This window comes from Actinomadura napierensis, assembly GCF_039529375.1.
Lineage (GTDB): Bacteria > Actinomycetota > Actinomycetes > Streptosporangiales > Streptosporangiaceae > Spirillospora > Spirillospora napierensis.
Genome location: NZ_BAAAMR010000015.1, coordinates 33,310 through 55,645, shown reverse-complemented (window position 1 = coordinate 55,645; position 22,336 = coordinate 33,310). Strand labels below are relative to the sequence as shown.

Sequence of the window (22,336 nt, the reverse complement as noted above, 5' to 3'; positions counted from 1 at the left end):
GACACCGCCGTTGAAGCTCCCGCAGGTCAAGCAGCCGCGGATCGTCATCAACCTGGTCTTCTTCGCGCTGCTCGGCGCGCTCCTCGCGGTCTGGGCGGTGCGCAACATCATCACCATCGACGCCCTGGAGCGGCCGTTCCCGGTGACCGCCGACTTCGCCTCCTCGCCCGGCCTGCACAGCGACCTGGAGGTCACCCACCTCGGCGTGAAGGTCGGACGCGTCGGCGGCGTGGCGCTCCGCGACGGCCACGTCGAGGTCCGCATCGAGATGGACCGCGGCGTCCACGTCCCGGACGGCGCCGGCGCGCAGGTCCTCCGCAAGTCCGCGATCGGCGAGCCGTACATCGAACTGACCTCGCCGAAGACGCCGAGCGGGGGATACCTCAAGGCCGGCGACCACATCCCTCTCGGCCGGACGTCCGGGACGACCGACTACAAGCAGTTGTTCACCGGGCTCAGCAACACGCTCAAGGCCGTCGACCCGCGGGACGCGCAGACCCTGTTCCACGAGGCGGCGACCGGACTCCAGGGGCGCGGTACCGCGCTCCACGACATGATCGGCGACACCGACCGGCTCACCGCGACGCTCGCCGCCGACGCCCCCACGCTGGACGCCCTCGCCACCGAGCTCACCCGGCTGACGAGCACCCTCACCCGGCACCGCTACCAGCTGGTCTCCGGCGTCAACGACCTCGCCGCGTTCACCGCGACGATGCGCCAGGCGCGCCGGGACCTCGACAGCGTGCTGGCCCAGGGCCCCGGTACCCTCGGCGACCTCGACGCGCTCCTGGAGAGCGCCCGGCCCGGGCTGGACTGCCTGCTGTCGGCGGCCGCCGTGCAGACCGTCCCGGTCTTCGACGCCGCCAACGGGGCGAGGATCAACCACGTCCTCCGGATGGTTCCGACCCTCCAGGCGCTGGTGTCGGACGTCCGGGTGAAGGAAGGCAAGGGCAGCGCCCTGCGCACCACCGCGGTGATCACCGTGGCGGGCCCGCCGCAGGCCGCCGAGTACGCCACCCCGACGCCGAAGCCCACTGCGCCGGCCCTCTCCCTTTGCCCTGCGTCCAGGGGGAAGGGCTCCGCGAAGTCCGGCGGCAAGCCCCGCTCCGGGAACGGCTCCACGGCGGGGACCGCGGCGAAGGAGCGGACGCCGAAGGCGCTCTCGACCCGCCCGGTCAGCGCGGACGGCGATCGCCGCTCCCCGCTGTCGCGCGCACTTCCCCTGCTGCCGCCCGCGCTCGCCGCCGTGGTGGTGCTGGCCGTCGCCGCCAACGTCGCCAGGACGCTCGTGCGCCGCCGATTCGGCGCCCGCCGATGAATGGAGGACCAGTGAAGACCGAGACGACCGAGGACATCCGCTCGCCGGCCGCCGAAGAGAAGGACGCGGAACCCGCCACGGCAGAGAAGAAAGACGAGCCTGCCGCGGACGAGAAGGCCGCGGACTCCGCTTCGGCGGAGGAGACCGAGAAGACCGAGGACGGCGAAGCCGAGGCTCAACACGACGACCCCGGCGAATCCGCAGCCAAGGACGCGACCGCGGAAGCGGACGCCCCGGAGAACCGGCCGTCATGGCGCAGCCGGATGCTCGGCCTCCTGACCGGGCAGATCACCGCCAAGCTCCTCGTCGCCGCGGTCCTGATCGCCTCCATCGTCACCGCCGGACTGCAGTGGCATCGGGCGGACAAGGCCGACACCCGAGCCGACGAACGTCGGCAGGTCGGCGACAGCGCGGGCAGGTTCGGGCAGGCCCTGCTCAGCTACGACCACACCCGGCTCCAGGCCGCCCGCAACACGGTGCTGTCGCTGGCGTCCGACGACTTCGCCAAGACCTACGACCAGGCGTTCACCGGCGGGCTCGAAGGCATCATCACCAAGCTCAAGGCCGATGCCTCCGCGACCGTCCGCACCGTCTACGTCGGCGACGTCGACGGGAGCAACGCCCGCGCCGTCGTCGTGATGGACAGCGAGGTCCACAGCACCGCCGGGACTCGCAATGTCCTCGGCTCCTACCTCGACATGAAGCTCGCCCGCAGCCACGGCACCTGGAAGGTCACCGAGGTCACCTCGATCGGCGCAGCCAACGAGAGCATGACCGACCCCGACGGAAAGCAGCAGACCACGCCCACTCAGCCCGAACCATCGCCATCGCCCGGAGGCTGACGCGCACGAGCCATTGTCCACTCGCCATCCGCTATTGGCGTTGCGCCAATAGCATGGAATTCTGATATCCCCGGCACCTGCAGGAGGACGGCCATGGGCAACTTCGGAACGAGCGAGATCCTCATCGTGCTGGCCGTGGTGCTGGTCCTGTTCGGATCGACACGGCTCCCGAACCTCGCGCGATCGCTCGGCAGGTCGGCGCGCATCCTGCGGGACGAGACGCAGGGACTGCGGAACGACGAGGCCGCACCCGAGGACACCCGGGGGGAAACCGGCGAGCACGTCGCCCCGAGCACCGGTGCCGCCGCACCTCGCACGGTCTCCCTCCAGGGCGGTCCCGCCGGACTGCGCGAGCGGGCGGCACTGCTGCGCGCGGAAGCCGCGCGACTCGAACACCCAGGTCAGCCGACCACGACGGAGGCGAAATGAGCATTTACGAGTCGATCGGCGGCGAGGCGGCCCTGACGGCCGTGGTGGACGACCTCTACGACCGGATCCTCGCCGACGGCACGCTGAACGCGTTCTTCACCGGCATGAACCTCGGCAAGCTGAAAGGCCGCCAGGTCGAGTTCTTCGCGCAGGCGCTCGGCGGCCCGGCCGTCTACCAGGGGAGGACGATGAAGGACGTCCATCGCGGGCTCGGGATCGGGCGCGACCACTTCGACCGGGTCGCCGAGCACCTGGTGGACTCGCTCGCCGCGGCCGGCGTCCCGGAGGCGACCATCGCCGAGATCGCCGCCGTGGTGATGCCCCTGGCGGACGACATCGTGTCCGGCAGGCCCACGCTGAAGGCCGTAGCGCCGGAGGGACGGTGAGAGATGCTCCTCGTCCTCAGCTGAACTGGGAATACCTCGCTCTTCGATGGTCATGGGGCGGCGATGGGCGGTGGCGGGGCCCATCGGGTGGTGACGGGGACGCCGTGGTCGGGTTTCAGTTCCTCGGGAATGGCGTAGTGCATGACTCGGCCGCGCGTCAGGGACGTCAGTTCCAGGTGGGTGACCAGGCGTCCGAGCCGGTCGGAGACCTGGGCGGCCCATGGGCCGCGGTCCTCGAAGCGTTCGATGACGCCGAGCAGCGCGGGCGCGATCTTGATGACGCCGTCCCAGCGGGACCGGGGGACCTGCAGCCAGTCGGCTGCGGTGTCGCCGACCAGGAACCGGATCAGGGCCGGCACCACGGGGTCGAGCAGGGTGCCGGGGACGACGTCCTCGTACAGGTCGATGAGCTGGCGGGTCAGGTGCGCGCCTTCGGCGGAGGGGCCCATGTGACGCAGCATGTAGCGGTCGGAGAACTCGCGGGCGGCGTGCAGGTCCGGCGGGATGGCGGCCGGGTCGCAGCCCAGGATCGTGCCGACGACGCGCCAGGCGTAGTAGTAGGCTTCGGCGCCTTGCTGGGTCATGTGGATGCCGAGGCGGTGCAGGGCGTCCAGGACCTGGATGCTGAACATCATCAGTCCGCCGAGCATGTCCTCCTGGCAGATCGGCACGGGTTCGGGCCAGCGGCCGGCCTCGTGCAGGTGGCGGCGGATGGAGGCGTGCAGCAGCCGCACCTTCTGTGCGGACGGCAGGAACCGTCCGCCGGCCTCGAAGGCGTCCGGTTGCATGAGGTGGACGGTGAACTGCCCGGTCTCGGCCATGCGGCGCGAGGGGTAGTCCAGCGAGTGCGTCGCCGACAGCAGCCTGGCCACGTGCGGGACCATGTAGCAGGCGGGCATGGACGCGAACGACAGCGCGGTGGAGATGTGCACGTCGTTGTCGATGAAGAACTGCCGGGCCTCCTCCATCACCGTCCAGTCGACCCAGTCGGGCGCGGTGGCGGTGGCGTTCAGGTAGTCGCGGGCGGCATCGGGCAGCCCGTCGGGAAGCGGCTGCCCGGAGGTGGTGAACCAGCGCATCAACGTGTTGAACCGCGCGACGTGACCACCGGTGAACAGCGCCTCCACGGTCGCGTCGGCCAGTTCGTCGCCCTGGAGCCGCAAGGCGTCCATGAAGACGTCGTCATAGGGGCCGGTGCCCGGCAGGCCGGGGGAGGCCGGGGCGTCAGGCATCTGCGGTCACCTCATCGATCAGAAGGGTCAGGGCGCGGGTGGTCTCGGGCGCGAGCCGGACGCCGGCCAGCGCCGTCCGCGCGGCTCCGGCGCGTTCGCCGATCATCTGCCGCACCTGGTCGGCGGCACCGGACCGGCGCATGATCTGCCTGATCCGGTCGGCCTCGGGGACGCCGACCGCGCCGCGCAGCAGCTCCTGCAACTCCTCGCAGTCGGCTCGGCCGGCGTGTTCGAGGGCGAGGGCCAGCAGCGCGGTCGGCTTGCGGCCGGCCAGGTCGTCGAGGTCGGACTTGCCGGTGACCGCCGGGTCGCCGAACACGCCCCACAGGTCGTCGCGGAGCTGGAACGCCTCGCCGAGCGGACGGGTGTAGCCCGCCAGCGCCTCCAGCATCACGGGGGCGGCGCCTCCGAGCACCGCGCCGATCCGCAGCGGCCATTCCACGGTGTAGGAGCCGGTCTTGAACCGGACGATCCGCAGCGACCGCCCGACGTCGGCGGGGGCGCCGGTGCTCAGCAGCTCCAGGCATTCACCGGCGATCAGCTCGCGGCCCATCGCCGTCCACAGCGACACCGCCCGCGCGACGAACGTGCGCGGCAGCCCGGAGGCGTGGAACAGCTGCCCGGCCCAGCCCAGCAGCAGGTCGCCGACCATGATGGCCAGGCCGTCGCCGAGCCGCTGGTGGGCCGTGGGGCGGCCCCGCCGCAGCGGGCTGCGGTCGATGATGTCGTCGTGGACGATCGCCGCCGCGTGCACCAGCTCCAGTGCCGCGGCGGCCCGCACCATCGACTCGGTGTCCGGCTGCCCGGCCGCCCGCCACCCCCAGTAGCAGAACGCGGGACGGATCCGCTTGCCGCCCGCCACCGACACGCGCGCCTGCTCGGCGACCGGCGCCAGGCCGGCGTCCAGCGCCACCAGTTCGGCGACCTCATCGTCCAGGAACTCCTCCAGCGCCCGGTCCACCCGGGCCCGGAGATCACTCACCGGCATCGCTCACGCGCCGCGCCCCGCGCTCGCCCACCCGCCGGGCCAGCACCTCCATATGGGACTCGGACACCGGCGCCGTCCGGCCCCACGCCAGCTCACCGCGCGCCCGCAGCTCCCGGCGGACCTCGCCCCATCCGGGCAGCCGCCGCAGGACGCTCCGCGCGCCGCCCACCACCACGTCGGCGACCCCGGCCGCCAGATACACCACCTCGTCGTGCGATTTGACGGTCTCATCACGACTCATCGGCACTCACCGTTCCGTAGGCGACACCGACAGTAGTAACACGAGGTCTTGGACGTCGCCCCCGAAACGCCCGATCAGCAAGGGACGACTGTCCGTCTGTTACGACCGACGTCGCGTCCTTGCGGCCGCCCTCGTTGAGCACGTCTTCAGATGCGGTCTGCGGTTCTGGTTCTGGGGGCGTCCTGCTCGTAGGGGCGCATGGCGTGCTCGACGAGTGCGACGAGCACCTGCTTCGCCGATGCGCGGAAGCGGGCGTCGCAAAGGAGGACCGGGACCTGCGGATCGACGTCGAGGGCCGCGCGGACCTCCTCCGCCGTGTACGCGTGGCCCCCGTCGAAGCAGTTGACCGCGACGACGAAGGGGGCGGCGCGCTGCTCGAAGAAGTCGATCGCGCCGAAGCTCGCGCTGATCCGCCGGGTGTCGACCAGGACCACCGCGCCCAGAGCGCCCCTGGACAGCTCCTGCCACATGAACCAGAAGCGCTCCTGGCCCGGAGTTCCGAACAGGTAGAGGGCGACGCCGTCGCTGAGGGTGATCCGGCCGAAGTCCATCGCCAGCGTGGTCGTCTCCTTGCCCTCGACGCCCCGGACGTCGTCGACGCCGACGCTGACCTCGGTCATGTACGCCTCGGTCCGCAGCGGGCGGATCTCGCTGACGGAGCCCACGAGGGTCGTCTTGCCGGCGCCGAAACCGCCCGCCACCAGGATCTTGATGGCGACGCGGGGTCCCTCCCCCGGCTCAGAGGGCTCGTAGCTCATCGCGAATCCTCCGCAGCATGTCCAGGTCCGGCCGTTGCGCCGGCGCGTCGCGCACGACGGTGAGCAGGCCGAGCTCGATCAGGTCTCCCGCCAGCACCGCGACGACGCCGAGCGGGAGTTCGAGCTCGGAGGCCAGGTCCGCGACGGTGTACGAACGGCCGGACAAGGCCAGCAGCCTCTCGTGCTCGTGTGTCAGCAGGCCCGGTTCCGGGGCCGGGCGCCCCGTCCCCGACAGGATCGTGACGAGGTCGAGGCGCTGGCCGCGCGGCCGCGTCCGGCCGCGCGTGATGGCGTACGGCCGCACCAACGGCCCCGCGTCCGCGTCGACCCAGCGTTCAGGACGCGTGGAGGCCATCGCGGATCACCCCGCGCCGGAGGACGGCAGGTCGGCCCGCGGCCGTGCCGCGAGATGCTGGCTGACCCGCTTCACCAGCATCGTCATCTCGTAGGCGACCAGTCCCGCGTTGGCGCCCGCCTCGCTCAGCAATGCCAGGCAGCTGCCCGATCCGGCGGGGACGACGAAGAACAGCCCCGCCTCCAGCTCGATGACCGCCTGCCTCACCTCGCCCGCGTCCAGGTGGGGCTGGGCGCCGTTCGCGACGCTGTACAGGCCGGCGGCGAGCGCGGCCAGGTACTCCGCCTCGTCCCGGGACAGATCGCGGCAGGCGCCCATCACCAGCCCGTCGCGGGACAGGACCAGTGCGTTGCGGATCTGGCCGACCCGTTCGATGAGGTCGTCGAGCATCCAGCCGAGCGCGCCCGCGTCCGCGAACACCGGTGACGGCCCTTCCCATCCGGCGTGTCCGTTCACATGTCCTCCCCGTTGTCTTCCCGCCCGCGACTCCAGCCGCCCTGCAACGAGCTCCACAGGTCGCGCGACGCGTCGGCGGAATGGCCCAGCCCGCCGCCGTTCGCGCCCGTGTCGTTCGGGCCCTCCTGCTGCCCCGGCGCCGGGACGCCCTCGGCGCCGGCCCTGACATCGCGCAGCTGCGGAGCGAGGTTGGCCATCTTCCGCCGGCGGGTCAGGGGCGGGCGGGGGCCGTTGGGGTCCGCCGGCGGGCCGTGCTCCGCTGGCGGTTCGTGCTCCGCCGACGGGACGGCGGAGCCGCCGTTGGGGTACAGCGGCTCGGCCCGGGCGACCGTCGACGTGCCGTACGGCGAGGCCGGTTCGTCCTGCCAGGGGATCACCGGCTGCGCACGCTCGGCGGCGGGCACCGGGCGGGGACGCTCGGCCGGCGATTGCAGGGCGCCCACGACGAGGCTCCTGGGCAGCACGACGATCGCGGTCGTCCCGCTGTAGCCGGACTCCTGCAGGCGCACCTTGATGCCGTGCCGGGCGGCGAGGCGGGAGACGACGAAGAGCCCGAGCCGGTCGGTGTCGGCGAGGTCGAACTCCGGCGGGCTCGCCAGCAGCTCGTTCAGCCGCGCTCGCTCGGACTCGTTCATGCCGATGCCCCGGTCGATGATCTCGATCGCGAACCCGTTGCCGACGGTCTCGCCGCGCACGAGCACCTCGGTGTTGGGCGGGGAGAAGGCCGTGGCGTTCTCGATCAGCTCGGCGAGCATGTGCACGACGTCGGCGACCACGGCCCCGGTCAGCGCGGTCGGCTCCGCCGTGCGCACCTCGACCCGCTCATAGTCCTCCACCTCGGCGATGGCGGCGCGCACCACGTCCTCCATCCGGGCGGGCTTGCTCCACTCGCGGCCGGGGGGCGCGCCGGAGAGGATGACCAGGCCTTCGGCGTGGCGCCGCATCCTCGTGGTGAGGTGGTCGAGCCGGAACAGGTCCTGGAGCGCCTCGGGGTCGGTGACCCGGCGTTCCATGCCGTCGAGCATGCGCAGCTGGCGGTGCAGCAGCGACTGGCTCCGCCAGGCCAGGTTGAGGAACACGCGGCTGATGCCCTGGCGCAGCTTCGACTCGCCGACGGCGCTCTGCACGGCCACGCGCTGGGCCTGCGTGAAGGCGTCGGCGACCCGTCCGATCTCGGTCGTCCTGGCCGCGCTGATCGGCGGCGCCTCCGCGTTCAGGTCGACCGGTTCACCGCGGCGCAGCAGGCCGACCAGGCGGGGCAATCGCTCCTCCGCCAGCATCCGCGCGGCCCTCTGCAGGTCGCGCAGCTCGCGGACCAGCCTGCGGCCGAACAGGGCCGACAGCAGGACGGAGGCGATCACGGCCAGCAGGCCGACGCCGCCCGCGACCACCAGCTTGACCATGATCTGGTTACCGATCGACTTGGCCTGCCCGGTGAGGATGGTGCCCGAGCGGATGACCGCCTGCCCGAGAGTCTGCAGCAGCCGGGGGGCGAGCTGGCCCAGGGCGCCCGCGGTCTGCGCGGCCGGCCGGCCGCGCGCCTCCAACAGTGACGTCTCCAGCTGCCGGAAGCGCACGTAGTCCTGCGAGTCGGCCACCTGCTGCACGGGGACGCGCATCTTGCCGGTGAGCTCGGCGAGACCGGTGTCGAAGTACTGGCGTCCGGCTCCGACCCACTGCCCGAGCGCCGACCGCTCCGGCACGCTCAGCTGCCCGCCTCCGAGCGCGGCGGCGCCGGCCAGCGTGCTCTCCCGCTGCATGAACTCCACCGCCCAGCTCAGGCTGTTCAGCGCGCGCGCGGACTGGTAGACGCCGAGGTCGTTGACGAGCGACAGGCTGCTGAACAGCTCGTTGGCCCGGCCGACCATCGAGCCGTACCGGTCGATGATGTCCAGGCGGGGGAGCGAGCCGCGGTCGACGCCGCCGCGCAGCGTCCCGAGGCGTCCGAGCTGGTCGACCAGCTCGCCTGTCCGCTGCTTGACGAGCTTGTCGGACGGGCCGCTCAGCTTGGCGTTCAGCGCGGTGCGGCGGAACGCGGCCAACGCCCGGTCGGTCTTGGCGCGCTGAGCCGCAAGCGCGCCGCCGTCGCGGTGGGCCGACGCGATGTACATGACCGAGTTGCCGCGTTCGAGCTGCAGCTGGATGGAAAGCGTGCTGGCCGGGATTCCGATCTTGTCGTAGGCCCGCGAGACGGCGTTCTTGGTGAGCGCCGGGCCGAGGGTCAGACTTGCGGCGAAGCCCCACAGCGCCACGAGGGAGGCCAGCGGCACCAGGAGCAGGATCACCAGCTGCGTCCGGATCGTGCGCCGCCGAGGAGCCCTGCGGTGCACGGGCTGAGGGCCTGGGGACGGCTCGATGCCCGGGCCGGCGGCGGGGGTCATCGGCGGCACCCCCGCAATGGCGGCGCGGGCCTGCGTCCATGCCGTTCTCCGAGCATTCCCAAGCCTCTCGCCGCGGCCCCATGTCCTCAAAAGGTGATCCTGTGACGCGCATCACCCCAGGACGCATTGCACCACCATGCGCCCGTGAACACAAGGAATCAGAGATTGAATCCCAAAGTGAACTGCGAAAAGGGGTTTGTCAGGGCCCTGTGCCTCCTGGGCGAACCTGCGCATTTGCACGCTTGAGTCCCCAAAGGAGACTGTGACGACGCGAGTGCATACCGTAGCCGTCCATTCGGCGGGCCCTCGAATCGGGCGCCCCTTCGCCGCCGATGGAATTCTCCTGCAACCGGCAGGGCCATCGCGGATTACGCAGCAGTGTCCACCGGGTCACTCATGGCGTCGCCCACTGAATGGGCGGCTCATTCGTTCGCCGCGGGTGTCATCGGCATGTTCCGGAAATCGGCCTCGCGGTCGCTGTCGCGCAGGAGTCCGTCGTGGGCGCGCTCCCCGACGATCCGGGCGCGCCCGAGGAGGGCGACACGGTCGGCGCAGTCGATGGCTTGTTTCCGGTGCGCCACCATCCACTCGACATCGGTCAAGCCACCACGACCCATCACCCCACAGTGACCCAACCAACGCTCACGGTCAGCCGATCGATGGACCGGCCCCAGGCTCCGATTGCGCGGTCGCCGAGACGTGATTACCGTGACCGTCGTCACGTTGGGGCGCGGTCGGCTTTGATTGAGGGGCGGACATGGCGCAGACGGCGCATTCTGGGGCGGCCGCATCATTCGCGGAGCTGCCCGACGAACTGACCGATCTGCTTCGCCGTCAGGTCGAAGCACTCACCCACGAAATCGTCGCCGAGATTCAGCGGTGCCTGCCGGAATTCGAGCCCCTGGTCGAGGCGGACCGCGCCTCCGCGCACACCGCCGTTTCCCGCTGGCTGCACCAGTTCATCGACGGCATCGCCGACCCGGCCCGCGCCACCGAACACAACGCCTCGCTGTATCGGGCGCTCGGCCGGTCGGAATACATCGCAGGACGCAGCCTGGACTCTTTGCAAAGCGCGTTCAGAGTCGGCGCCCGGGTCAGCTGGCGGTTCTACTCCCGGCTCGGCAAGCACGCCCACCTGTCGCCCGACACCATGTATCTGCTCGCCGAGACGGTATTCGCCTTCGTCGAAGAGGCCGGCGCCCACGCGGTCAACGGGTACGCGGCGCTGAGCGCCGAACTGGCCGGGGACGTCCAGCGCAAACGCCAGCGACTGCTGGAACTCCTCGTCGCCGGCCCCTCCCTGGCATCATCCAGCCGGATCGCCGAGCTCGCCGAACAAGCTCGCTGGCCATTGCCTCCCACGCTGGCCTGTGTGGCGCTCGGCGAGCCCTGGACCCCTGGCCACGCGGTCCCACCTGCCCTGGGCGAGGAGGTGCTCATGGACCTCGACCGGCCCGACCCCTTCCTGATCGTCGGTGACCCCGACGTGCCCGGCCGCAGCGGCCAACTGCTGCGCGCCCTCAACGACGGCCAGGTCAGCATCGGACCCACCGTCGCATTGACCCAAGCGTCCCTGTCCCTGCGCCTTGCCCGCCACGGACTCGACCTCGCCCGCCGCGGCACCATCCCCGACTACCCGGTCCTTTGCGGCCAACATCTGACGACATTGGTGCTGCTGCAGGACGAATCACTCACCCAGCTACTGGTCGAACGCTGCATGGCCCCCTTCTCCCACCTCACCCCGCCCAGCAGGGAAAGGCTGACCCAGACCCTTTACGCCTGGCTGCGATCCCAGGGCCGCATCGTCGACGCATCCCGGCTGCTGCACCTGCACCCGCAGACCGTCCGATACCGCATGCGACAGCTGGAAGAACTCTTCGGTCACCAACTCCACGACGCCGACTGGCGCTTTGAGATGGAGACGGGCCTGCGCATCCATTTCCTCCCAGCCGAACCAACACCCTCGCACCAGCCACCACCCCGCCAGCCGTGACCAGCTCAACGCCACCGCCGAGCGACAGCCCTTCCTGTCGAGCCCCCGATGCAGCGAACGTGGTAGTGGGCTCCTCGGCCGGCCGCGAACGCGTAGCAACATGCAGCCCGAATCGCCGTCAGGTGAGTGCCTGAAATCTACAGCGTAAAGGAGGTGGCTTATTGCTCTGCGAACAAGAGCGGCTTTGCGTTCCGAGTCGGCCTTAACCCCGGCCGAGGCGCCGCAGGCATGCGAGCCGACCGTCTTCTCGGTGATGACGCGGCGTTCGGCGATGCCACGGTCGGACAGGCCCTGCGCCATCAGCGTGAGCACGTCGCGCTCGCGCGGCGTCAGTGAGGCGAGCGAGTCCGGGCCGGGACCGGGGGCGACCAGATCGGCGACGACCTCCGGGTCGATGGCGGCCTCGCCGGCGGCTAGGCGGTCCAGGGCGTCGCCGAGCACCGCCGGCTCGAACAGCCGGTCCTTCAGCAGGTAGCCGACGCGGGACGCGCCGGTGCGCAGTAGCTCGGCCGCGTAGGACGTCTCGACATACTTGGACAGGACGAGCACCGCCGTGCGGGAGTGGCGGTCGCGGATGTGCGCGGCGAGCCGCAGCCCCTCGTGCCCGAGCCCGTACAGCACGCTGACCAGCCTCTCGCGCTCCAACAGCGCGTCCTCGGCGACGATCAGCCTCATGGCCGGTCCGGTCCGGCGGGCAGCGCCGGGGTGAGCGGCAGGTCGGCGCCCCAGGCACGCAGAAGTCCACGACCTTCACCTATTCCTGCAGATAACCCGGCCATTCCCGGCGGTGGCAGGGCGCCGCTACGGAACGTCCGGCGCTCGTGTGCGATGCCGCCGCTTGGCGAGAACCGCCACGATCTCACCGACGCCGAGGACGATCAGCGTCAAAAGCAGGGGAACATGGCCGGGTTGAAGGATGCCCGCTCATGCCGATGACCGGGCGTCCGACCCTCGGTCACCCTGTGATTCCGCCTGGTGGCCTGCGTCGGGGTACCGACGCCGCAGGCGGCAGCGGCGGCAGCGGTGAGGGCGCTGGTGAGGCTTGGAACGCTTGGATCATGAGTGCGGCGAAGCGCCGGGAGGCCGCGATTCCGGCTGGCGGTGTACTCGCGCGGATGCCGTCGTTGGCCCTGATCACGAGGATGAGATCGTCCAGGACGGCGTCGGGACGCAGGCGGCCGGTGCCCTTGGCGCGGCGCATCAGTTCGGCTGCGGAGGTCAGCGAGGAAGAGCGGTTCGCGGCGAAATCCATCGCGCGTGGGAAGGCGGACTTGAAGGCCGTGATGAAGCCGCGGTCGCGTGCTTGCAGCTCACACAGCTTCTCAACCGTCACGCAGAAGCCGTGCCAGGGATCGGGGTCGGCGAGCCCTTCGTCCAGGATGGATCGCCATGCCAGCATCTGGTCGGTGAACGCCTCGGCGACCAGCATGTCCTTGGTCGGGAAATGGCGGTAGACGGTCGCGGGCCCGACTTCGGCGCGTCGGGCGATCTCGCGGATCGGCACGTCCAAGCCGTCGGTGACGAACGCCGAGCGGGTCGCGTTGAGGATGCGGTCGCGGTTGTCCCGGGCGTCGGAACGCAGGTTGCGAGGCAAACGAGCGGTCACCGCTATCACTTTAGTTAGACGGATGGGGGTGCCCCACTACGGTCGGCTGATCAGTCCTGATCGAGCAGATCACGCCACCACGGGACCCAATCCTGGGAAAGACAGGGCAGAGCATGAATTCCACCAGGTACGACGGAGACACCTGGGACTTGGCCTCCAGCGTCGGCGCGACCGCAACCATGGCCGCCGCAACACGGTCGATAGCGACCCGCACGGATCAAGCGCTCATCGACGACCCGTTCGCCGAACCGCTCGTCCGGGCGGTCGGCATCGACCTCCTCACCCGACTGGCGACCGGCGAGGTGGCCCCCGACGACTTGGTCGGGCACGCGGCGATCGATGGAGCCAAGGTACGGACCAAGTTCTACGACGAGTTCTTCCTCGACGCGACGAGCGCGGACATCGCACAGGTCGTGATCCTGGCCTCGGGACTGGACTCCCGCGCGTACCGACTGCCCTGGCCGGCTGGGACCGTGGTGTACGAGGTCGACCAGCCGCGGGTCATCGAGTTCAAGACCCGAACCCTGGCCGCGCTGGGCGCAGCGCCCGCCGCCGACCGGCGAGTGATCGCGGTCGATCTGCGCGATGACTGGCCCGCCGCACTGCGCGCCGCCGGATTCGACCCGGCCCGACCGACCGCGTGGAGCGCCGAGGGCCTGCTGGGCTACCTGCCGCCCGAGGCGCAGGACAGCTTGCTGGACTCCATCACCGAACTCAGCGCGCTGGGAAGCCGGGTGGCCACCGAAAGCAGGCCCAACCCGCGACCGGGCGACGAGGATCAGACGAAGGAAGGCCTTCACCGCATCTACGAACGCTGGCGTGCGCACGGTTTCGATCTCGACCACGCGCGGCTGCGCTATTTCGGTGAGCGCAACGAAGCGGCTTCCTACCTGGCCGACCTCGGCTGGACTCTGAACACCATCACCATCCGAGACCTGCTCGCCGCCAACGACCTTCCGCCCATCAAGGACGACGACCTGCGCATGGCGGACGTGCTTTACGTCAGCGGTGCCCTCAACAAGACCACCAAGTAGCAGCCGCCCTCGGTGACGTGGGTGAGCGCCGTGCCGCCGGTGTCGTTCGCTAGTGGTGACCGGCGGTTCCTTGGTCAGTCGGCTGTGGCGAGGCATCCGTGTTCTGTGGGTAGTCCTTCGCACCGCTGTGCCCAGTCGCGGAGGTCGGCGGCGAATCTGGTCGACAACCGGTCGAGGTAACCGTCCGGGTTTTCGTTCCTGCTCCGCGCGGCCATCTGCAACTCGCTTAGCATGACCTGTTGGGTGCCCTGCATGAAGTCCTTGTAGCCGAGGTCGTTGAGCCTGCCGATCAGCGGGTCGATGAGCTTGCCGATGCAGCCCCGCACACGGTCGTCGGGGTCGTCGCGCCAGATGCCGTAGAGGCGGACGGCGACCGCGCGCAGGGCGCTCTCGTTGGTCGGTCCGGCCAGCGTCATGTTCACCAGTGCCTCGACCAGCAGCAGCTTGGCCCGTGGGCTGAGATCGGACACCCAGCAGCCCTCCACCGCACTCGGCCAGTGCAGGGACTGGCAGGGATTGAGGCGGGTCGAGTGGCGGCACAGCAGCTCGGCGGCGATGAGCTGCGCGTTGGGCGATGCCGAGCGTAGTGCCGCATCGATGACGAGCACGGCGGTCTCATGGGAGACACGCGGATTCTCCGGCGACCACAGGTCGACCAGGAGAGTCACGGCGAGATCGGCGTTGTCGAGCTTGGTGAGCGCGAGGAGCCCGGAGGCCAGCGCGGCCGGATCGGACGAGCCCCCGTCAGCGGGGGCGATCAGCTGCCCCGCGCGCATTGCCGAGTCCAGTCTGAGCCGGCGGCTCTGTTCGGTTTGCTCTGTCTGCAGCCGGTGCTCGGTCTGGCGGTTCACCATGAATCCGATCAGCGATACCGATGCGGTGACCAGAACGCCGACGAACGTGAGCACGGCCGCGAGCCGCGCAGCCTCCCCATCTCCCAGGTGGAGCGGACCGAACAGCAGGCCCGTGGGTAGGACGAACATCACCAGCAGCACGGTGGCCGCGAAGAAGACGATTCTCCTGTCGTCCTGGCTCATGCTGTCTCCTCGCGATCCGGGGGACCATCGTGGCGCGCAACTCACGGAGGCCGCCACGTTCAGGCCTCAACCGGACACGCCTCGTCTCCTACCGAGCGGGAGATCGGCGGGCCACCCTGGACCTGGCCGAACACCTAGGCCGCGACAAACTCCCCTTCAAGGCCGACGTCCGCCGCGTCAAAGCCCTCGGCTTCCCGAGTGCTGCTTCAGCCCCAACATTTTCTTTTGCCGCAGAGCGATCGTCGTAGGGGCCGTCTAGGTGCGCGGGTGTCTGACTCGAGCGGGGGTGCTAGAAGGACCATGTCCGTAAATGCGCAGGGCGGCTGACCGCGGTCTCGGCCTGGCCGGCTCCGCTCATCCCGGATCTGTGCTGGGCTGATCGGCTGCGGTGTCGAGGTCGCCGACGAGCGTGTCCGGCGCGCGCATGCGCCAGGCGTCGGTGATGAGCTCTTCCAGACGGTCGAGGTCCACTTCGCCCAGCCACAGCATGACCAGAGGCATCCCGTCGTAGGCGGGTGTGGTGAAGAAGCGTTCCGGCTCACCGAGCAGCAACGCCTGCTTCTCCGCCTCGTCGCCGACGTACAGTACGGCGATGTCGGTCCGGATGACGCGCGGCTTACCCGGTCTGCGCTCGGGATAGGACCAGACGAACCCTTTGCCGCCGACCCGGAAATCGAAGCCGTCGCTGTCGATCTCGACCACGTGAGGTAGCACGAGTGCCAACCGGCGAACGTCTTCGGCGTCAGCCATCCTGGTCGCTCCCAGACACCGGTTTCCGCACACGTGCAGGCTATCGGCCCACAAACCGCGAAGGGGCCCGAGGCAGCCGGCACTGCCGCAGCCGGGTGCTCCAAAGTACTCGCAGGTGTGATCCACGCTCTCGTCTCGCGTGGCTGGTGGTGAAGTTGTTGGTGTGGCCAGGTGGGCCTGGGACCGAAGTCGCAGTCGAGGCGTTGGCCATGAGGGAGGCGGAGGCGGAAGCGGTTTCTGGCGTATCGGAGGCCCCATCCCCCCTGTGCGCATACGCTACTGAAAGCGCGCACCTGGATACGTGAGGTCACTGGAGTGGCCTGCCGGCCTGCCCGCCTGCCCCGGACCCTGGCAGACCCCCCACCCGCACGCGTGCCCACCAGCACGCCCCGACCATGCCACGGCGCGGACCGGCCGGACCCACATTCCGGACCGCACCAGCCCGGGCAAGTCCCTGCGCGCCGTGCGGGGACCTGCCATGCACCCTCACCTGCTACCGATCACATTGCGCCCTGACGGTCACGCCACCATCAGCCCCGCCGGGGAACTGGACATCGCCACCGCCCCCATACTGCGCGGCGCTCTCGCCAAGGCCGCCGCCTGCGCCCGCTACGGAGTCGTGGTGGAACTCAGCCAGGTCAGCTTCATGGACGCCAGCGGCCTGACACCTCTGATCACCGCCCGCCGCCAGACCCGACACCTGCCGCACGGACTCCGCCTGGCACACGTCCCCGACCACATTCAACTCCTGCTGCACCTGACCGGACTGGCGACCGCCCTGCCGGCCTACCCCACCATCCGCGCCGCCATCCGCGCCGCCCCCGCCGCCGAGTAACAGTCGGCCCGCATCACAGCGGCGACGACATGCAACAGCGCGAGCCGCGAGGTCGTCGAGGACCTCAATTGCTGACTCGATGACGCCTCGTCCATCGGGACCGGCTGTGGGGGAGGGCAGGGCAGGCCGCGGGCGATCTCTGCGATGTCGGCTTCGGTGGGGATCAGTGGGTTGGTCCGCCGTAGATGGCGTTGGCCAGTTCGTGGAGCGTCACGTGCTTCTCTCGGGGCCCGTGCGGTGGGCATTGGTGTCCCCTCGTCCTTGGGTGCAGGCCCCCGGATGGACCAGCGCGTGTAGGAGCGTGCCGACATGCCTGGGTGCAGTACATCGGTGCCGAGCACGGATGCCGCCACGCACGCCTCGAATCCGTGGCGGGCGCGGATGTCTGATGGGCCCGCTCTGGCTCAGGGTCGGTACCAGCCACAGATCGGCCGCGGCCATGGCCGCCTCACCGGGTGCGATGCGCCCACGGTGCGCATCAACTCAGGCCAGAGCACCGGCCCGTTCGGTCCCGACGCGTAGAGAGAAGGACATCGTGAAGGCACGCAGGAAGAGTTTCGGGACGTGGGTGAGGGGTGCATTGGCCGGCGCCTTGACCACGCGTGCAATGAGAACGTGGGCGTCGGCGGTGGTCCTCGGCCTCCTCGTCCTCGCCTCTCAGACGCTTGGAGCCCCGTCGGCGGGGGCGACCAGTATTCCGGTCGGCTCCGTTCACGCCGTCTCCGCATCGTCCCCGGTCAACACCCTGGCGTCGAAGGAGCCCTTCCGCGCGAAGTGCCCCTCCGGGCAGCGGGTGCTCGGGGGCGGCGCGCTCACGGTCGGCGGCGTCCACGCCGTCATCACCGAGTTGCAGCCGATCCACACCGCGGCCGGGGACAGTTTCGAGGCCAACGCGGCTGCGGACCAGTTCGGCATCCCCGTGGCCTGGAACTTCCAGGTGTTCGCGTTCTGCGCCACCGTCCCTGACGCGCTGGGCCTGCGGATCACCTCCCATGCCAACGCACCGACATCGAATCCCAACGACCAGGCCGCGGTGGGTTGCACGACGGGTCAGGTCATCGGCGCCGGCGGCAAGATCGACAACGGCAACGGACAGGTGGACCTGGGCCTGACCACCAACACCAGCGGATCGTTCCCGACCAGCGTCGCCGCCTTCGCCAAGGAGGACGCCGACGGGTTCGCCGGCAACTACACCGTCACCGGCTACTCGGTGTGCGCGAAGGCGAACGTGTTCGGCGACTTCCAGCAGTTCAAGACAGGAGCGGTCCAGCAGGCGAGCGTCCCCTGCCCGCCCGGGACGGGCCTCATCGGCCTCGCCGGCTCCACATCGGTCCCGGGCGCACACCTCCAGCAGATCGCGCCGCACACGGCGAACGCACCTACCCTCGGCGACTTCGGTGTGCAGACGTCGGTCCCGCGAAGTGAACCCTTGTCCATGGAGACGATCGTCTTCTGCGCCAACTAGGCCCTATGGGAGCACGCCCCGTCCGGGCGTGCTCCCTGTGGTGCTGCCGCACCGGCCGCGGACGTCCGTGGTCCGCACACGCGGCGCTGCGCCGAAGGTCCTCGTTGACATAGCGGCCGCAGACCTCGGCAGTGTCGAAGAACGTGATGCCCGTCGACATGCCCCTGAGCACACCGCTCATGTCGCCGCGGCTTGAGGGCAGGAAGCCTTGTTGCGTGCACAATCGGGGCATGGCCAATGAGGCTGCATCTCCGGCGGTAAGCATTTCGGCCCGCGAGTCCGAGGTCCTGGCCGCGCTCGGGGAACACCTGACCAACGCCGAGATCGGGGCCCGGCTGTTCATCTCCGTCCGCACCGTCGAGAGTCACGTCTCGTCACTGCTGCGCAAGCTCCGGGTGGACGACCGCCGCGCCCTGGCCGCGCTCTCGGCGCACCTGCCCGCCGGGACGGCGGTCGCGGGGAGCGCGCCGACGGCGGTCGCGGCGCTGCCGTCGCCGCTGACGCCGTTCGTGGGGCGGGTGGCCGAGCGGGCGGCGTTGACGCGGGCGCTGCGCGAGCACCGGCTGGTCACGGCCACCGGGCCGGGCGGGATCGGCAAGACGCGGCTGGCCCTGAGCGTCGCCGCCGACGTGGGCGACCGGTTCGCCGACGGCGTCTGGTACGTCAACCTGGTGCCGGTCACCGACCCGGTGATGATCGCGTCGACGATCGCGGACGCGCTCGGCCTTGGGGAGAGCCCGAGCCGCTCGGCGACCGACAGCGTCCTCGGCTGGCTTGCCGGCCGGGAGACGCTGCTCGTGCTGGACAACTGCGAGCATCTGCTGGACGGCGTGGTCGTCCTGCTGGAACGGCTCCTGGCCGGCAGTCCCCGGCTGGTGGTGCTCGCCACCAGCCGATCCCGGCTGCTGGTGCCCTTCGAAGGGGTGTACCCGGTGCCCGGCCTCTCCGTCGAAGCCGGCGACGGCGGCCCCGGTGACGCGGTCGAGCTGTTCCACGGCCGGGTCGCGGCCGGCGGCAACCGGCTCAGGCCCGGCGACGAGAAGCGCGTCGCGTCGGTCTGCCGGGGTCTGGACGGCATGGCGCTGGCGATCGAACTGGCCGCCGCCCGCTACGCGTCGCTCGGTCTCGACGGGCTCGAGGCGGGGCTGGCCGACCGGCTCCGGCTGCTGACCGGCGGACCGCGGATCGATGACCGGCACCGCTCGTTGCGCTCGACGCTCGACTGGAGTCATGCGCTGCTGCCCGGCCCCGAACAGGCGGTACTGCGCCGGATCTCGGTCTTCGCCGGCCCGTTCACCGCCGGCGCCGCCGCGACGGTCCTGGCCGGCTGGCCGCCGGTGCCGGCCCGCGCCGTCGCGACGAGCCTGGCCGGCCTCGCCGACCAGAGCCTGCTGACGGCGATCCCCGAACCGGGCGGGACGCGCTACCGCGTCTTGGAGACCATCCGCCAGTACGGGGCGGACCGGCTCGAAGACGCGGACGAGTCCGCCGAGGCGCATGCGCGCCACCTCGGCTGGTGCCTGGCGGAGAGCGCGGAGCTCCAGGCCGCGGCGCGCGAGCCCACCGGCGCCTGGCGGGCCGCGTTCGACCGGGTGGCCGACGAGCTGCGGGCCGCCCTGACCTGGGCCGCGAGCGCCGCGGATCGGGCTCCCGATGCCTACCGGCTGGCGATAGGACTGGCCGAGCTGACCTTCGCCCGGGGCATGCCCGGGGAGTCGCAGCGGCGTTACCAGCAGGCGGCCGGACTGGCGGCGGACGATCGCGCGGCCGCCGCCGCCTTGCGCGGTGCGGCGGGTGCCGCGGAATCCCGGCAGTTCGGTACCGAGGCACTGCGGCTGCGCAGGGCCGCCGCGGACGCGGCGATACGAGCGGGCGACCGGGCCGAAGCGGCGACCGATCTCGGCCGGAACGCCGAACTGATCACCCGCGGTCCGGGGCTGATGAACACCGGGCCGGTGGCCGGGCAGGTGGAGGCGCTGATCGCGGAAGGTCGGGAACTGGCCGGCGGCGACCCGGCCGCGCGGGCCCGGCTGCTCACCGCCGAGGCGTTCAACGGCGCGACCGACGACCCGGCCACCGCCGGACTCGTCGAGCGCGCGCTCACCCTGGCCCGCCGCATCGGCGACCCGCTGATCGAGAGCGCCGCGCTCGATCAGCTCACCGCGATCCAGCTGGTGCGCGGCGAGATCCGGGCCGCGGCGGCCAGCGCCTCGCGCCGCATCGAACTGATGGCCCCGCTGCCGGTGACGGCCGTGAGCGGGCTGGAGTTCTTCGACGGGTTCACCATGGCCTCCGACTGCGCCGTCGCCGCCGGCGACCTGCCCGCCGCGCGGAGCCACGCCGAGCACCTGCGGGACCTGCCGTTCAACCGGGAGGAGGGCCACCTGGCGACCGTGCGGCTGCTCGTCGTCACGGCGCTCGCGGGCGACTGGGACGAGACGGCCGCGCTGGCGGAGCGGTTCCACGAAGGCTGGAACCGGGCCGGGCGGCCCCGTGCGGGCAACCTCGCGCGCGGCGCGTACGCGGCCGCGATGGTCTACGGGCTGCGCGGCGACGACGACGCCCGTGCGGAGTGGCTGGGCATCGTCGACGCCCTGACGACGCCGGACCGCTCGATGGCGGAGCTCGGTTACGGCGAGTTCTTCGACGCCCTGCTTCTGCTGCACCGCGGTCCGCCCCAGCACGCGGTGGAGGTGCTGGCCACCCCTCCGGAGCAGCTGACGCAGTGGTTCAACAGCGTCTGGCGTCCCTGGAACGCCGCGCTGTGGGCCGAGGCGTCCGTCCTGTCCGGGCACCAGGACGCGGCCGGACGCCTCGGGCACGCACGCGTGATGGCGGCGGGCAACCCGGTCGCCACCGCCATCGTCGATCGCGCGGCGGCCATGACGGCCGGGACGGGACAAGGCGGCGGCCACAACGCTCTGCGCGCCGCGGCCGCCGCCTTCGCGGACGCCGGATGCCGCTACCAGTGGGCCCGCACGCTCGTGTTCCTCGGCGGGGAGCAGCGGGCGCAGGGCGAGTCCGAGCTGGCACGGATGGGCGCGGTGCCTACGGCCTGGCCTCCAGGATGATGTTGAACGGGGTCTCGGCCGCCCGCCGCACCCGGCTGAACCCGGCCTCGCGCAGCACCTCGGCCAGCCGGCGTTCGCCGGCCTGCGCGCCCAGCCCCAGTCCGACCTCCTGGGCCAGCGAGCCCGGCGTGCAGATCACGGTGGACAGGCCGTAGTAGACCCGCCCGACCGGGTTCAGGTTCTCCTCCAGCGCGTCGCCCGCGTACGGCTCGACCAGCAGCAGCGTGCCGTCCGGTGCCAGCGACCGCCGGACGCGGCGGGCGGTGGTGACCGGGTCGCCCATGTCGTGCAGGGCGTCGAACAGGCACACCAGGTCGTAGCCCTCGCCGGGGAAGTCCCGTCCGGACGCGACGTCGAACCTCGCCCGCTGCTCCAGGCCGGCCTCCCGCGCGGCCGTGCGGGCGGCCTCGATGGAGGCGCCGTGCGGGTCGAAGCCCGCGAACGTCGACCGCTCGAACGCCCGGGCCATGATGATCGTGGACGCGCCGTGCCCGCATCCGACGTCGGCCACGCTCGCCCCCGCCCGCAGCTTCCCGGCCACGCCGTCCAGCGCCGGCAGCCATTCCTCGACCAGGTGGGCGGCGTAGCCGGGGCGGAAGAACCGCACGATGCCGGAGTACAGCCGGTGGTCGTGCTCGGCCCAGCCGACGCCCGCGCCGGTGCGGAACGCCTCGGCCAGCACGTCGTGGTCGGCGTAGCAGGAGGCGATGGCCTCGAAGGCGCCGCCGAGGAAGACCGGGCTGTCCTCGTCCGCGACGACCATGGCGTGCTCCGCCGGCAGCTCGTAGGTGCCGGCGGCGGGGTCGTAGCCGACATAGCCGCCGGCCGCCTGGTTGCCGAGCCATTCGCGGACGAGGCGCTCGGAGGTGCCGGTGCGCCGCGCCAGCGCGGCCGAGGTGATCGGGCCGGCGCCGGCCATCGCCTTGTAGAGGCCGAGCCGGTCGCCGAGGTGGAGCAGCAGTCCGGAGATCGCGGCCCCCATGTCGACGACCGCCCGTCCGACGAACGCCTGGAGTTCGGCCTCGTCGATCGGCGCGGGGTCGATCGGCGGGTTGCCGGTTGCGGTGGTCATGAACTTCTCCGCTCTTCGGTGCAGGTCCCCGATGGACCTGTGCGAGGAGCGTGCGCCCCGGAGCGGCGAGGGGGCATCCGTGGCCAC

At 71.1% G+C, this 22,336-nt stretch carries 21 protein-coding genes; 9 read left to right on the top strand and 12 right to left on the bottom strand.

Annotated elements, in window-relative coordinates:
• Positions 1-10 precede the first annotated feature (10 nt).
• From ABD296_RS11420 to ABD296_RS11405, 4 genes are all read left to right on the top strand, one after another.
• On the top strand, positions 11-1,318 hold the full coding sequence (locus ABD296_RS11420; protein WP_344264683.1) for an MCE family protein: 1,308 nt from the start codon (positions 11-13) through the stop codon (positions 1,316-1,318).
• Positions 1,319-1,329: 11 nt separating this feature from the next.
• Positions 1,330-2,160, top strand: a complete 831-nt coding sequence (locus ABD296_RS11415; protein WP_344264680.1) for a hypothetical protein — start codon at positions 1,330-1,332, stop codon at positions 2,158-2,160.
• Between the two features lie 93 nt (positions 2,161-2,253).
• Positions 2,254-2,589 carry a twin-arginine translocase TatA/TatE family subunit gene (locus ABD296_RS11410; RefSeq protein WP_344264677.1) on the top strand — a complete coding sequence of 112 codons (336 nt, stop codon included), beginning with the start codon at positions 2,254-2,256 and terminating at the stop codon, positions 2,587-2,589.
• Positions 2,586-2,975 (top strand): group I truncated hemoglobin, encoded by a 390-nt coding sequence (locus ABD296_RS11405; RefSeq protein ID WP_344264675.1) that lies wholly within the window; start codon positions 2,586-2,588, stop codon positions 2,973-2,975. The genes ABD296_RS11410 and ABD296_RS11405 overlap by 4 nt, the downstream gene beginning before the upstream one ends.
• 50 nt (positions 2,976-3,025) lie before the next feature.
• Here ABD296_RS11405 and ABD296_RS11400 read toward each other — a convergent pair whose 3' ends face one another.
• The 8 genes from ABD296_RS11400 to ABD296_RS11365 form a co-directional block, all read right to left on the bottom strand.
• On the bottom strand, positions 3,026-4,207 hold the full coding sequence (locus ABD296_RS11400; protein WP_344264672.1) for an oxygenase MpaB family protein: 1,182 nt from the start codon (positions 4,205-4,207) through the stop codon (positions 3,026-3,028).
• On the bottom strand, positions 4,200-5,189 hold the full coding sequence (locus tag ABD296_RS11395) for a polyprenyl synthetase family protein (protein WP_344264669.1): 990 nt from the start codon (positions 5,187-5,189) through the stop codon (positions 4,200-4,202). Before ABD296_RS11395 ends, ABD296_RS11400 begins: the two co-directional genes overlap by 8 nt.
• Positions 5,182-5,436: a hypothetical protein gene (locus ABD296_RS11390; RefSeq protein ID WP_344264666.1), complete on the bottom strand. Its 255-nt coding sequence runs from the start codon at positions 5,434-5,436 to the stop codon at positions 5,182-5,184. The genes ABD296_RS11395 and ABD296_RS11390 overlap by 8 nt, the downstream gene beginning before the upstream one ends.
• A 146-nt stretch (positions 5,437-5,582) precedes the next feature.
• The gene (locus ABD296_RS11385) at positions 5,583-6,194 is read right to left on the bottom strand and encodes a GTP-binding protein (protein WP_344264663.1); all 612 of its coding nucleotides are present in this window, start codon (positions 6,192-6,194) and stop codon (positions 5,583-5,585) included.
• On the bottom strand, positions 6,175-6,549 hold the full coding sequence (locus ABD296_RS11380; RefSeq protein WP_344264660.1) for a DUF742 domain-containing protein: 375 nt from the start codon (positions 6,547-6,549) through the stop codon (positions 6,175-6,177). Before ABD296_RS11380 ends, ABD296_RS11385 begins: the two co-directional genes overlap by 20 nt.
• Positions 6,550-6,555: 6 nt before the next feature.
• The gene (locus tag ABD296_RS11375; protein ID WP_344264657.1) at positions 6,556-7,005 is read right to left on the bottom strand and encodes a roadblock/LC7 domain-containing protein; all 450 of its coding nucleotides are present in this window, start codon (positions 7,003-7,005) and stop codon (positions 6,556-6,558) included.
• Positions 7,002-9,386: a sensor histidine kinase gene (locus ABD296_RS11370; protein WP_344264653.1), complete on the bottom strand. Its 2,385-nt coding sequence runs from the start codon at positions 9,384-9,386 to the stop codon at positions 7,002-7,004. Before ABD296_RS11370 ends, ABD296_RS11375 begins: the two co-directional genes overlap by 4 nt.
• 422 nt (positions 9,387-9,808) lie before the next feature.
• On the bottom strand, positions 9,809-9,988 hold the full coding sequence (locus ABD296_RS11365; RefSeq protein ID WP_344264650.1) for a hypothetical protein: 180 nt from the start codon (positions 9,986-9,988) through the stop codon (positions 9,809-9,811).
• Between the two features lie 155 nt (positions 9,989-10,143).
• On the opposite strand from ABD296_RS11365, the gene ABD296_RS11360 reads away from it, so the two are divergent.
• Complete coding sequence (locus tag ABD296_RS11360) at positions 10,144-11,379, top strand: PucR family transcriptional regulator (RefSeq protein WP_344264647.1); 1,236 nt, start codon at positions 10,144-10,146, stop codon at positions 11,377-11,379.
• A gap of 955 nt (positions 11,380-12,334) precedes the next feature.
• Here ABD296_RS11360 and ABD296_RS11350 read toward each other — a convergent pair.
• Positions 12,335-12,985, bottom strand: coding sequence for a TetR/AcrR family transcriptional regulator (locus ABD296_RS11350; RefSeq protein WP_344264641.1), 651 nt, complete (start codon positions 12,983-12,985; stop codon positions 12,335-12,337).
• Between the two features lie 149 nt (positions 12,986-13,134).
• Here ABD296_RS11350 and ABD296_RS11345 point away from each other — a divergent pair, with 149 nt between their 5' ends.
• Positions 13,135-14,019 (top strand): class I SAM-dependent methyltransferase, encoded by an 885-nt coding sequence (locus ABD296_RS11345; protein ID WP_344264638.1) that lies wholly within the window; start codon positions 13,135-13,137, stop codon positions 14,017-14,019.
• 74 nt (positions 14,020-14,093) lie between these two features.
• Here ABD296_RS11345 and ABD296_RS11340 read toward each other — a convergent pair whose 3' ends face one another.
• Complete coding sequence (locus ABD296_RS11340) at positions 14,094-15,056, bottom strand: hypothetical protein (protein WP_344264635.1); 963 nt, start codon at positions 15,054-15,056, stop codon at positions 14,094-14,096.
• A 354-nt stretch (positions 15,057-15,410) separates the two neighbouring features.
• Positions 15,411-15,758 (bottom strand): MmcQ/YjbR family DNA-binding protein, encoded by a 348-nt coding sequence (locus ABD296_RS11335; RefSeq protein ID WP_344264632.1) that lies wholly within the window; start codon positions 15,756-15,758, stop codon positions 15,411-15,413.
• Between the two features lie 526 nt (positions 15,759-16,284).
• Between ABD296_RS11335 and ABD296_RS11330 the strand changes: the two genes are divergently transcribed.
• The 3 genes from ABD296_RS11330 to ABD296_RS11320 all read left to right on the top strand — a co-directional run bounded on the left by ABD296_RS11330 (position 16,285) and on the right by ABD296_RS11320 (position 21,177).
• Positions 16,285-16,641: an STAS domain-containing protein gene (locus ABD296_RS11330; RefSeq protein ID WP_344264628.1), complete on the top strand. Its 357-nt coding sequence runs from the start codon at positions 16,285-16,287 to the stop codon at positions 16,639-16,641.
• A 607-nt stretch (positions 16,642-17,248) separates the two neighbouring features.
• Positions 17,249-18,106, top strand: coding sequence for a hypothetical protein (locus ABD296_RS11325; protein WP_344264625.1), 858 nt, complete (start codon positions 17,249-17,251; stop codon positions 18,104-18,106).
• 230 nt (positions 18,107-18,336) lie between these two features.
• Complete coding sequence (locus ABD296_RS11320) at positions 18,337-21,177, top strand: ATP-binding protein (protein WP_344264622.1); 2,841 nt, start codon at positions 18,337-18,339, stop codon at positions 21,175-21,177.
• On the opposite strand, the gene ABD296_RS11315 is transcribed toward ABD296_RS11320, so the two are convergent.
• Complete coding sequence (locus tag ABD296_RS11315; protein ID WP_344264619.1) at positions 21,155-22,249, bottom strand: class I SAM-dependent methyltransferase; 1,095 nt, start codon at positions 22,247-22,249, stop codon at positions 21,155-21,157. The genes ABD296_RS11320 and ABD296_RS11315 overlap by 23 nt on opposite strands.
• Between the last annotated feature and the right edge of the window lie 87 nt (positions 22,250-22,336).

Bases quoted from the DNA above. Each gene is read 5' to 3' on its own strand.
- ABD296_RS11410 (WP_344264677.1), top strand. From the start codon at position 2,254: ATGGGCAACTTCGGAACGAGCGAGATCCTCATCGTGCTGGCCGTGGTG.
- ABD296_RS11405 (WP_344264675.1), top strand. From the start codon at position 2,586: ATGAGCATTTACGAGTCGATCGGCGGCGAGGCGGCCCTGACGGCCGTG.
- ABD296_RS11400 (WP_344264672.1), bottom strand. From the start codon at position 4,207: ATGCCTGACGCCCCGGCCTCCCCCGGCCTGCCGGGCACCGGCCCCTAT.
- ABD296_RS11390 (WP_344264666.1), bottom strand. From the start codon at position 5,436: ATGAGTCGTGATGAGACCGTCAAATCGCACGACGAGGTGGTGTATCTG.
- ABD296_RS11385 (WP_344264663.1), bottom strand. From the start codon at position 6,194: ATGAGCTACGAGCCCTCTGAGCCGGGGGAGGGACCCCGCGTCGCCATC.
- ABD296_RS11380 (WP_344264660.1), bottom strand. From the start codon at position 6,549: ATGGCCTCCACGCGTCCTGAACGCTGGGTCGACGCGGACGCGGGGCCG.
- ABD296_RS11370 (WP_344264653.1), bottom strand. From the start codon at position 9,386: ATGACCCCCGCCGCCGGCCCGGGCATCGAGCCGTCCCCAGGCCCTCAG.
- ABD296_RS11360 (WP_344264647.1), top strand. From the start codon at position 10,144: ATGGCGCAGACGGCGCATTCTGGGGCGGCCGCATCATTCGCGGAGCTG.
- ABD296_RS11340 (WP_344264635.1), bottom strand. From the start codon at position 15,056: ATGAGCCAGGACGACAGGAGAATCGTCTTCTTCGCGGCCACCGTGCTG.
- ABD296_RS11330 (WP_344264628.1), top strand. From the start codon at position 16,285: ATGCACCCTCACCTGCTACCGATCACATTGCGCCCTGACGGTCACGCC.
- ABD296_RS11325 (WP_344264625.1), top strand. From the start codon at position 17,249: ATGAGAACGTGGGCGTCGGCGGTGGTCCTCGGCCTCCTCGTCCTCGCC.
- ABD296_RS11320 (WP_344264622.1), top strand. From the start codon at position 18,337: ATGGCCAATGAGGCTGCATCTCCGGCGGTAAGCATTTCGGCCCGCGAG.
- ABD296_RS11315 (WP_344264619.1), bottom strand. From the start codon at position 22,249: ATGACCACCGCAACCGGCAACCCGCCGATCGACCCCGCGCCGATCGAC.